This is a genomic window from Blastococcus mobilis (genome assembly GCF_900188025.1).
Classification (GTDB): domain Bacteria; phylum Actinomycetota; class Actinomycetes; order Mycobacteriales; family Geodermatophilaceae; genus Blastococcus_B; species Blastococcus_B mobilis.
Map to the genome: position 1 here is coordinate 21,431 of NZ_FZNO01000039.1, position 11,085 is coordinate 32,515.

Annotated in this window: 8 protein-coding genes; 4 read left to right on the forward strand and 4 right to left on the reverse strand. The window is 72.2% G+C overall.

Annotated elements, in window-relative coordinates; translation table 11 throughout:
- Window positions 1-46: 46 nt before the first annotated feature.
- Window positions 47-1,726, reverse strand: a complete 1,680-nt coding sequence (locus tag CHB94_RS22570) for a hydantoinase B/oxoprolinase family protein (RefSeq protein WP_089338804.1) — start codon at window positions 1,724-1,726, stop codon at window positions 47-49.
- Window positions 1,723-3,768: a hydantoinase/oxoprolinase family protein gene (locus CHB94_RS22575; RefSeq protein ID WP_176445697.1), complete on the reverse strand. Its 2,046-nt coding sequence runs from the start codon at window positions 3,766-3,768 to the stop codon at window positions 1,723-1,725. Before CHB94_RS22575 ends, CHB94_RS22570 begins: the two co-directional genes overlap by 4 nt.
- A 218-nt stretch (window positions 3,769-3,986) precedes the next feature.
- Between CHB94_RS22575 and CHB94_RS22580 the strand changes: the two genes are divergently transcribed.
- Complete coding sequence (locus CHB94_RS22580) at window positions 3,987-5,414, forward strand: M17 family metallopeptidase (RefSeq protein ID WP_089338805.1); 1,428 nt, start codon at window positions 3,987-3,989, stop codon at window positions 5,412-5,414.
- Between the two features lie 422 nt (window positions 5,415-5,836).
- On the opposite strand, the gene CHB94_RS22590 is transcribed toward CHB94_RS22580, so the two are convergent.
- Window positions 5,837-6,148, reverse strand: coding sequence for a hypothetical protein (locus tag CHB94_RS22590; protein WP_089338807.1), 312 nt, complete (start codon window positions 6,146-6,148; stop codon window positions 5,837-5,839).
- A gap of 72 nt (window positions 6,149-6,220) precedes the next feature.
- On the opposite strand from CHB94_RS22590, the gene CHB94_RS22595 reads away from it, so the two are divergent.
- The gene (locus CHB94_RS22595; protein ID WP_089338808.1) at window positions 6,221-6,976 is read left to right on the forward strand and encodes an SDR family oxidoreductase; all 756 of its coding nucleotides are present in this window, start codon (window positions 6,221-6,223) and stop codon (window positions 6,974-6,976) included.
- Window positions 6,977-7,121: 145 nt separating this feature from the next.
- On the opposite strand, the gene CHB94_RS22600 is transcribed toward CHB94_RS22595, so the two are convergent.
- The gene (locus CHB94_RS22600) at window positions 7,122-8,150 is read right to left on the reverse strand and encodes an Lrp/AsnC family transcriptional regulator (protein ID WP_217899446.1); all 1,029 of its coding nucleotides are present in this window, start codon (window positions 8,148-8,150) and stop codon (window positions 7,122-7,124) included.
- Window positions 8,151-8,216: 66 nt separating this feature from the next.
- Here CHB94_RS22600 and CHB94_RS22605 point away from each other — a divergent pair, with 66 nt between their 5' ends.
- Together CHB94_RS22605 and CHB94_RS22610 are read left to right on the forward strand one after the other, a co-directional pair.
- Window positions 8,217-9,461 carry a M20 metallopeptidase family protein gene (locus tag CHB94_RS22605; protein WP_089338809.1) on the forward strand — a complete coding sequence of 415 codons (1,245 nt, stop codon included), beginning with the start codon at window positions 8,217-8,219 and terminating at the stop codon, window positions 9,459-9,461.
- Window positions 9,462-9,472: 11 nt separating this feature from the next.
- Entirely contained in the window at window positions 9,473-10,765 is a 1,293-nt protein-coding gene (locus CHB94_RS22610) for an MFS transporter (protein WP_217899447.1), read from the forward strand.
- Window positions 10,766-11,085: the final 320 nt, after the last annotated feature.

Consider the following 11,085-nt stretch of genomic DNA (forward strand, 5'->3'; position numbering starts at 1 on the left):
GGCCGGCCGGACGCACGCCCGTCCGGCCCCTCCGGTCAGGAGCCGGTCACTGCTCGCCGATCCCGTACCGGGTGAGTGCCGTCCCTGCGGTGATGTTGCGGTCCAGCACGTCGGCCCGGACGTCCTGGGCCGAGCGCTCGACGGCGTCGCCGTAGCCACCGCCACCGCCGGTCGCGCAGCGCACCACGTCGCCCTTCCGCAGCCGCATGCCGTTGACCTTGAGGAGCCGCCGCTCGTCGTCCCGGCCCGGGTTGACGATCACCTCGGGACCGATGGCGTCGTCTCCGCCGAACAAGCCCCACGCCGGCTGCCGGGAGCGCTCGAACCAGAGCGAGACCGACAGGTCGGTCTGTGCCTCGTAGGTGCGGACGACGCCGTTGCCGCCGCGCCAGCGGCCGGCGCCGCCGGAGTCCGGCCGGATCCGGTACTCGGTGATCCGCCACGGGTAGCGGGTCTCGTGCACCTCGATCGGGATGTCCTTGAGCGAGCCGTTGACGTTGTTGATCAGTGCAGTCTCGCCGTCCGAGCCGTTCCAGGCGCCCCAGCCGCCGACGGTGGCTTCCAGGCTGACGAACTCCCGGTCCACCCGCGGGTCGACCCCGGCGGTGAGGATGATCATGGAATCGCCGTGGCTGGCCCCGGCCACGTGGTCGGGCAACGCCGGCGCGAGCGCGCGGGCCACCATGTCGATGAGGAGGCCGAGGTGGGAGAAGTACCACTGGCAGGCCGCGGGGGAGCGGGCGCCGAGCACCGATCCCTCGCGCACTTGGGTGGTCATCGAGCGGAACGAGCCGCCGTTGCCCGGCAGATCCGGGCTGACCAGCAGCTTGTACCCCACCCGCAGCGCTGACACCGCCTGGGAGACCCCGCAGTTGACCGGCCCGACGGTCTGGTCGGCGGACTCGGTGACGTCGAAGTCGATCTCCTCGCCGGTCACGGTGATCTTCAGCCGGATCGGGATCGGGCTGTCCAGGTCGACCCCGTCGTTGTCCAGCACGCCCTCGGCGGTGTACACGCCGTCGGGGATCTCCGCGATCATCGCCCGCTCCAGCAGCTCGGTCTGCCGGAAGATCTCGTCCCGGGCCAGCTCCAGGGTCTCCAGGCCGAATCGCTCGACCAGCTCCTGCAGCCGCTTCTCGCCCATCTTGATGCAGGCGATCATGGCGTGCATGTCCCCGGTCGTCGGGTACGGGAAGCGGACGTTGGTGGAGATCGTGTCGATGACGGCCCGCTCGTCCACGCCACCGGCCACCAGCTTCTGCGGGCCCAGGCGCAGTCCTTCCTGGAAGATCGAGATCGAGTCCATCGAGCCGCCGGGATCCTTGGACCCGACGTCGATCCAGTGGGCGCGCGAGGCGGTGAAGCCGACGAGGGTCTGCCCGACGAAGACCGGCCCGAAGATCGTGACGTCGTTGAGGTGCGTGCCGCCCAGGTAGCTGTCGTTGAGGATCCACACGTCGCCGGGCTGCCACACGTCGCGACCGAAGCGTTCCTCGGTGGCCCGGGTGCAGGCCTCCAGGTTGCCCAGGAAGATGGGCAGCCCCGCCGACTGCCCCAGGACCTGGTGCTCGGCGTCGAGCAGCGCGACGACGCAGTCCCCGCCCTCGTAGATGATCGGCGTGTACGCCGACCGGATGAGGGTCGCGTTCATGTCCTCGGCCGCGGAGTTCAGCGCGTTGCGGAGGATCTCCACGGTGACGGGGTCGATGCCCACGGTAGCGGTCACTTGGCGTCCTTCTCTCGGATGACGAGCGACCCGATGTCATCGACGGTCACGGTGTAGCCGGGCGGCACGACGGTCGTCGCGGTGTCCTCCACGACCACTGCGGGCCCGGCGAAGGTGTGGCCCACCAGCAGGTCGTCGCGCCGGACGACCATCGTGTCGCGACCCTCGCCGCCGCAGACGACCTCGCGGACCTCGTAGGGGAACGTCTGGGAGTCGGCGACCGGCCATCTCTGTGGCGCCGGCCGGCCGAGGTCGCCGAACGCGGTGGTGCGCAGGGTGACGAACTCGACCGGCGCACCGAGGTTCGCGTGCCCGTACCGCGACTCGTGCAACTCGGCGAAGCGCTCGGCCACCGCGGTCACGAAGCCGGGGTCGGTCGGCTCGTCGGCGTCCCGCAGCGGGACGGTGAGCGTGTACTCCTGGGCGGCGTACCGGACGTCGACCGCGTGGGTGGCGCCCCGGGCGTCGTCGCTCACGCCCTCGTGCGCCAGGGCGTCGAGACCGACGGCCTCCATCCGGTGCAACGCGGCCGACATGTCCGCGCCGTCGAGGTCATCGTCGAGGAAGAAGTACGGCTCGGTGTAGTCCTGCCGGATCCGGGTCTGCAGCATCCCCCAGGCCGAGAAGGTGCCCGGGAAACTCGGCACGATGGTCTCCACGATGCCGAGCTCACGGGCCAGGAACACCGCGTGCATCGGGCCGGCGCCGCCGAAGGCGACCAGCGCGGACTCACGCGGGTCGATGCCGCGGGACACCGTGATGGTGCGGATGGCCTGCGCCATCGTGGAGTTCGCCACGTCGCAGATGCCTTCGGCCATGCCGAGGGGAGAGAGACCGAATTCGGCGGCCAGCTCGGTCACAGCCGCCTCGGCGGCACCGACGTCCAGCGTCATCTGGCCGCCGGCGAAGCCCTTCGGGTCGATCCGACCCAGCAGCAGGTTCGCGTCGGTGACGGTCGGCTCCGTGCCCCCCCGCCCGTAGCACGCCGGCCCCGGCCGTGCGCCTGCGGAACGCGGGCCGACGCGCAGGCCGCCGGCTTCCGCCCAGGCCACCGAGCCGCCACCGGCGCCGACGGTGTGGATGTTGACGATGCTCATGAGCATCGGCAGGCCCTCGAGCTTCGCCTCGGCCGAGACGTCGGGCTCGCCTTCGACGACGAGGGAGACGTCGAAGGACGTGCCGCCCATGTCCACGCCGATGAGGTGCGGCCGGCCGGTCCGGCGGGACAGCTCGGCGCACGCGATGGCCCCACCGACCGGTCCGGACAGCAGCGTCTGCAGCGGGCGCCGACGTGCCGATTCTGCGGTCAGGACGCCGCCGGAGGACTGCATGACGTGCAGCGGCACGGCCAGGCCGCGGTCGGCCAGCCGCTTCTCCAGGTCCTCGAGGTAGCTGCGCACCACCGGGCCGGTGTAGGCCTCGATGACGGCCGAGGAGGTGCGCTCGTACTCGCGCCACTCCTTCGCGGCCTCGTGGGAGACGGAGACGGTGAAGCCGTCGCCGAGCTCCTCGAGCAGGATGTCCCGGGCCCGCAGCTCGTGGGCCGGGTTCTTGTAGCTGAACAGGAAGGCGATGGCGACCGCGCCCAGCCCGCGCTCGCGCACCGTCCCGGCGGCGGCACGCACGGCGTCCTCGTCCAGCGGCTCGAGCTCGCCGCCGTCGGCGGCGATCCGGCCGCCTATGCCCAGCACGTCCCGGCGCGGCACCAGCGGGGTCGGCTTGCGGTAGTGCAGGTCGTACAGGCGCGTCCGCGGACCGCGGGCGATGTGGTAGCTGTCCTCGACGCCGGCGGTCCCCAGCAGCAGCACCGGAACGCCGCGGCGCTCGAGGAAGGCGTTGAGCCCCTGGGTCGTGCCGTGCACGAGGAAGTCGATGTCGGAGGGCTGCTCGACGACCGAGTCGAGGCCGGCGAGCACCCCCTCGCTGAGGTTGCCGGGTGTCGTCGAGGCCTTGGTCGCCGCGAACACACCGGCCACGTCGTCGTAGGTGACGACGTCGGTGAACGTGCCCCCGATGTCCATCGAGACTCGGTACCGGGTCATGAAGACTCCCTTCACTCCTGGGCGGTCCAGCAAGGCCATCGCAAGCTACGAGCCGTGGTGGAGGCGGACCTGTGCGCGCGGCACAGCGGGGCGGCGGGCGGTGCGTGCGACGCGCACCGAGGCTGCTGGAAGTCCGCCGGAAGAATGCGGCGAACCCGAGCGACCGTCCGGGGAGACGCCGAGGGAGGCGCCGTGCTGCCGAACGACCGAGGAGCGCCGTGAGCGGTCCGGCCCGCGACCGGGCAGCCGAGATCGACGCGGCGATCACCGCCGTGACGGGCACCGGCCCGGTCACCGTCGACACCGGCGGTGCGCCCCGGCGGGTGCGCTTCGAGCACGCGCCGCAGCCGGTTCCGGCCGAGAGCTGGCTGCCGTTCACCGGCCGTGCCGGGGAGCTCGCGGTCGCCGGGGACACCCTGCGGGTCGGGCTCGGCGCCCGCGGCGCGATGGACCCCGGCAGCCCCTCGGCGATCGAGTCGGCCCGGACCGCCGCGTTGGCGGCCGGTGGCTGCCTGACCGGCGGGGACGTCGAGGTGCGCGTGCCCGAGGGATGCGCCGAACTCGTGGCCGCGCTGGTCGACGGGCTCGCGGCGGGCTGCCGGGCAGCCCAGCCGGTGCGCCTTCTGCTCCCGGCCGACCATCTGGCCGACGCGCGGCGCGGGCTTCTCGCCGCTGCGGTTGCCCGCCTGGCCGCTGCCCTGGTGAGCGCTCCGGCGAATCTGCTCACCCCGCACCACGCGGCCGAGTGGGCCGGGGAGATCGCCGACCGGGCCGGTCTGGACTGCACGGTCCTAGGGCCGGAGGAGCTGGTCGCCCAGGGATTCGGCGGGCTGGCCGCGATCGGCGCCGGCTCGGTCAACGGCCCGCGGCTGGTCCGGCTGCGGTATTCGGTGCCCGGCGGTGGTCCGGTGCTGGCCCTGGTCGGCAAGGGCATCACCTTCGACAGCGGCGGACTTTCGTTGAAGTCGCCGGCGGCGATGCAGTCGATGCGGCTGGACGTCGCCGGCGCCGCCACGGTGCTCGCGGTGATGGCCGGGCTGCGCGCGGCCGGTTGCCCGATCAGCGTGCAGGCGGTGCTGCCCTTCGCGGAGAACCTGCCCGGGCCCGGCGCGATGCGCCCGGGCGACGTGGTCACGGCGTGGAACGGGACCGAGGTCCAACTGCTGGACCTCGATTTCGAGGGCCGGGTCGTGCTGGCCGACGCGTTGGCCCTCGCCGCCGCCGACCGGCCGGACCTGCTGGTCGACCTGGCCACGCTGACCTACCAGGCGGAAATCGCACTCGGCCCGGACATCGCCGCCGTGCTGGGGCGCGACGACGCCGCGGTCGAGCAACTGCTCGCGGCGGCGTCCGCGGCGGGTGAGCCGATGTGGCGGCTGCCGTGGGCCGCCCGCTACGCCGATCAGGTGCGCACGTCGTCCGGGGTGCGCAACCACCCGCTCCACGACAGCGGGCGGGCGCTCACCGCAGCCCTGTTCCTCGGGGAGTTCGTCCCCCGGGACGTCCCGTGGGTGCACTGCGACATGACCGGGCCGGCCTGGCGGGGGGATGCCTCGCGGGACGGCGGGACCGGCTTCGGCGCGCGCACGCTGCTGACCTTGACCGAGAGGATGGCCGTTCGCCCGGCCTCCACCGGGCAGCCGTGACCGCGGGGGGTGTTCGTCCGCGTGGCCCTGGTGCTGGCCACGCGGCCGCTGGCCCGGTCGGAGCTGTCCGGCGCGGCGGTCGAAGGGAGCCTGCCCCGCCGGTGTCCGGTACGGCTCATCCCGCTTTCGGTGGTGCACGCACGGGCGTCGTCAGTGCAAGCTCGAGCGAAGTCCCGTCACCACGACGGCCGAGTGCGGCCGGTGTCTGAGGTCGGCTGGTCCAGGTGGTGGCCCAGTCCCGGCTGGGTAGCAGCCGCCGTTGTCGGTGAGCACCCGGCGGGCGGTCACGCCACGGGCGGCGAACCAGGCCACCGCGCGGCGCAGCACCGATGTGGCCGTGGCGCCCCGTTCCTCGTCGCGGATTTCGGCGTAGGCCGGCCGGGAGTGATCGTCGGGGACGACGTGGATGAACCCGTGGCGCATCAGCGGCTTCCCGTGTCGGTCGCGGGCGCGGCCACGCCCAGATGGCGGTTGGTCCTGCCCTGCACCCGGCCGAGGAAGCGCCAGCCGCCGGCAGCGGGGATGTTGCCCAGCTTCATCACGTCGGCGCGCAGCAGCCCACCGGGGGCGGGGTGCTGGTAGCGGACCACCGGCCGCTCGCGGCGCCCGACCCGGGACAGCCGGCTGATCCGGCAGTAGCGCAGCACCGCACCGGCGGGGGAGAGTGCCACGCCGGCCGCGGCGGCCAGCCGGACCGCGCCCCGAACGACTCCGCGGCCCGCGCTACCGGCCACTTCATACGCCCTCGACCAACGTCTCCGGTCAGTACACAGTGAGCTGAACAACAAGGATGGAGCAGGGCAGGGATGAGCGGGTCCGGAGAGTTGCGCGGGACCACCGCGCTGGTGACCGGCGGCAGCAGTGGTCTGGGCCGGGCGACGGCGCTGGCCCTGGCTGCGGCCGGGGCCGACATCGCGGTGCTGGCCCGCGGCTCGGTCGAGCTGGAGCAGACGGCCGAGGAGGTCCGTGCCCACGGGGTGCGGGCGAGCGCGGCGGTGGTGGACCTGGCCGACGCCGAGGAGATCGAGCGGGCAGTCGGTCACATGCGCGCCCAGCTCGGGCCCGTACGTGTGCTGGTCAACGCGGCCGGCACCGACGCTCCCGGCCCGGTGGCGGAGCTGGACGTCGCCGGCTGGGACCGCGTGCTCGACGTGAACCTGCGAGCACCGTTCCTGCTGGCCAGGGCGGTGTGGCCGGACATGCGCGAGCAGGGTGGGGGGACGATCGTCAACGTCTCCTCGGTGGCCGGCCGGCGCGGCTGGGCCAACGCGTCGGCCTACTGCGCGGCCAAGTTCGGGCTGACCGGCCTGACGCAGGCCCTCTCGGCCGAGGGGAAGCCGCACCGTATCCGCGCCTGCGTGCTCTACCCCGGGGCGATGGACACCAGCTGGGGCGTCTGGTCACCCGAGGACCGGCAGGACGCTGCCGAGCCGACCGTGCCCGCCGATGCGCTGGCGCCCGAGCAGGTGGCCCGGCTGATCACCTGGATCGCCGCTGCTCCTCAGGACGTCGTGCTCAACGAGGTCACCGTGACACCGCTGCTCGAGCAGGGGTGGCCCTGACCGCGGCCGCCGATCCTGCCGCGAGTGCCCCGCCGCGGTTGGTGTGACGGTCACGTGCCGGCAGGGAGCCGGCCTGTGTCGCGGATGTCGCCGGGGGCGGTTGGCGAGCGGGTCAGCAGGCGTGCTGTCGCCCCCCTCCGTGAGTTCAGATCTCCAGGCGGTTCACCACCACCTCGCCGGTGCACCGTCCCTCGTCGTCGAGGAGCCAGCCCATCCGCTTGGCCACGCGCAGGGTCACAGAGCTGTCCATGAGGGCTAGCCACGGCAGCCGCTCTCCCATGAGCCGCTCCAGGGCGAGGAGATCGGTCAACGACCGAGTCCACGCGGTGAGCATGACGTTGGTCTCGCCGGTGGTGGACACGCACAGCCGCAACTCGGGCAGGGTGGCCACAGCCTGGATCGTCCGGGCTTGCTCCTCGACCGGCACTCGCGCGAGCCAGTTGCAGGACACCGGGCGGCGCACGTGGAGCTGGGACACGTCGCACCGGAAGGTCAACAGCCCGGAAGCGAGGAGGCGAGGCAGCTGGCGACGAACTGTCGCGGCGTTGCGACCGGTCCGACGGGCGAGCTCGGACGCCGTCAGCCGTCCGTCCACGGCCAGGGCCTCGATCAGAGGCCACGGATCCCGCGGTGGTGTCGTACCAGGCTCTTCCGAGTGCCGACCGGCGATCGCGCCCAGTGACCTGACCTGCGCCGGCTCCAGGACATCCAGGCGCCAGCGACTGGCCTCGAACTGCAGCCCGGTGGCGAGTCGGGACCGTGTCTGCCGGACGCCGTGTACGCGCGGCAGGTCGTCGAGGACGAACCGCGTCAGCGCGCGAAGGTCACGCACCATCACCGTGACCTGAAGATCGCGTCCCCGCGCCGCCTCCTCCACCGTGACCGCACGAGGGTCCTGACAGAGGTGCCGAACGACGTCCGGGCGCGCCTCGGGCAGACAGTCCACCTCGACGAACGCCACGATCAGATCCGTTCTGGAGGCGTTGACGTGCGCGGTGACCCATGCCAGGCCGCTGCCCCGGAGCCGCGCCCAGCGGTCAGCCAGCGCCGCCGGTGAAGCGCCGAGGACGTGACCGGCCTGGGCCCAGCTGATCCGAGGGGCCACTTGAAGTGCGTGGATGAGCGCCAGGTCCTGTTCGTCGAGGACCTCTTGCACGTTTCGGCCCTGAGCCATGCCTGGTCCTCACGATTCGGCGAATCTCTCCCACCTGTGTGGAGACCCGGCCACAGTAACTCCGCCATGACACACATCACATCGAGCCCTGCAGCGCTGCGCGTCGACGCTGACGTCCTCGCCCCTGATCTGACCGACCTCCGGCACGCGCTCCATGCCGAACCCGAGGTGGGGCTCGTGCTGCCCCGCACCCAGCAACGGGTTCTCGACGCCCTGGGCGATCTACCGCTGGAGATCAGCACCGGGACCCGGACGACGTCGGTCACCGCCGTCCTGCGAGGCACCGGCGCCGGGGGCTCCAGCGGCCCGGTCGTCCTGCTGCGCGCCGACATGGACGCACTGCCGGTGCAGGAGGACAGCGGCCTCAGCTTCGCCTCACGCATCCCCGGTGCCATGCATGCCTGCGGTCACGATCTGCACACGACCATGCTGGTCGGCGCCGCGCACCTGCTCGCCCGCCACCGGGACCGGCTCGCCGGGGATGTCGTCCTCATGTTCCAGCCGGGCGAGGAGGGCTGCGACGGTGCCGCGGTCATGCTCGAGGAGGGCGTGCTCGGTGCCGCCGGCCGCGCGGTCGACGCGGCCTTCGCGCTGCACGTGTTCTCCGCGCTGGTACCGCAGGGGCACTTCGTCACCCGCCCCGGCCCGATCCTGTCCGCATCCGACGGATTGTTCGTCACGGTGCGCGGGGCAGGTGGTCACGGCTCGACTCCGCACCGGGCCAAGGACCCGGTGACCGCCGCCGCGGAGATGGTCACTGCCCTGCAGACGATGGTGACCCGGCAGTTCGACGTCTTCGACCCGGTCGTGCTGACCGTCGGCGCCCTGCACGCCGGCACCCGACGCAACGTCATCCCGGAGACGGCCACCCTCGAGGCCACGGTGCGCACGTTCTCCACCGCCGCGCGCCAGGCCATGAGCACCGCCGTGCCCCGGCTCCTGCAGGGAATCGCTGCGGCCCACGGCGTCGAGGTCGACGTCCGATACGAGGCCGAGTACCCCGTGACGGTCACCGACCCGGATGAGACCGCCTTCGCCGCCGCCACGCTGTCGGAGGTCTTCGAGCCGGCCCGGCACGCAACCCTCGCCCACCCGCTGACCGGCTCCGAGGACTTCTCCCGGGTGCTGGACCTGGTCCCCGGCAGCTTCGTCGGGCTGGGAGCGGTAGCCAGCGGGCTGGACCCGCAGACCGCCCCCTTCAACCACTCACCGCAGGCCCGGTTCGACGACGCCGTCCTCCCCGACGGGGCCCTGGCCTACGCCGAGTTCGCTCTCCGCCGCACCGCACTCATCCCCGACCCCGTCCTGTAGAGGAGCCAGCCGTGACCACCCTTTCTCCGCCGATCGAGCAGAAGCGCAGGCGAACCATCGTCGGAACCGGCGTGGGCAACGCGCTGGAGTGGTTCGACTGGAACATCTACGCCATCTTCGCCACCTTCTTCGCCGCCCAGTTCTTCAGCGGCGAGAACCCGATCTCGGCGCTGCTGGCCACCCTGGCGGTGTTCGCCGTCGGCTTCGTCGCACGGCCCTTCGGGGGCTTCCTGTTCGGATGGATCTCCGATCGGCGGGGCCGGCGAGCGGCGATGACCCTCTCTGTCGGGCTGGCCGCCGGCGGCAGCTTCGCCATCGGTCTGTCGCCGACCTACGAGGCCATCGGCGTCGGCGCTTCGCTGATCCTGCTGCTCGCTCGGCTGGTGCAGGGACTGGCCCACGGCGGTGAGCTGCCCTCCGCCCAGACCTACCTGTCCGAGGTGGCGCCCCGGGAGAAGCGCGGGCTCTGGTCGAGCCTCATCTACGTCTCCGGGACCATGGGCGTCATCGTGGGCACCGGGATGGCCGCCGTCCTCACCGCCGTGCTCAACGACCAGCAGATGACCGCGTGGGGCTGGCGCATCCCGTTCATCCTCGGCGGCTTCTTCGGGCTCTACGCCCTCGTCATGCGGCGACGCCTCGACGAGACCGAGGCCTTCCAGCAGGAGGTCGGCAACCGGCCCGCGACCCGCCTGGAGCCCATGTGGCGGACCATCGTGCGCCACCGCAAGTCCGCGCTGCTGGTCATCGGGATGACCGTCGGCGTCACGATCGTGTACTACGCCTGGGCGATCTCCGCTCCTCAGTACGCCATCAGCACCCGCGGCATCGACCCCACGAGTGCCCTGTGGGCCGGTGTGCTGGCCAACCTCGTGTTCATCGCGACACTGCCGGTGTGGGGAGCGATCTCCGACCGCATCGGCCGCAGGCCCGTCCTGCTCATCTGCGTCCTCGGCCTGGCCGTGACCGCGTTCCCGCTCAATGCGCTGATCGGCGACAGTGCCGTGCGCCTGGGGATCGCCATGGCGGTGGCGCTCATCCTGATCGCCGGGCCCGCCGCCATCGTGCCGGCCGTCTACGCCGAGCTCTTCCCCACCCGGATCCGCACGGTCGGTGTCGGAGTGCCCTACTCCATCGCCGTCGCTACGTTCGGCGGAACGGCTCCGTACCTGCAGACGTGGCTGGGGGAGACGTTCGGGCCGTCCTGGTTCAACGGCTACGTCATCGTCATGCTGCTGATCTCGGCGGTCGCGATCGCGGCCGCTCCGGAGACCAAGGGGCGCGACCTCACCAGCATGCACTGAGCGGCCTCTTCGCCCTGGGGGCACGTCCTCCTGTCCCTCGACGTCGTTGCCCGCAAGGAGCGAGTCGAGGTCACGGACCGGATCTGCGCACCCGGACATCACGATGCTTGGCGTCTCCGCAGGGGAGGCGCCAAGCATCGTCCTCGGTGCACCGATGTGACCCACCGGCCGCTACCGGCGCCGAACCTGCCAGAGAACAGCCGGCTCGGTAAGCCCCATCAGGCGAGGGAGAGGAAGAGCTTCTCGAGTCGGGCGCGGTCGAGGGTGTTGCCGTCCTCGCCGGCGGTGATGCACTGCTCGAGGCCGGTGGCGATGATGGC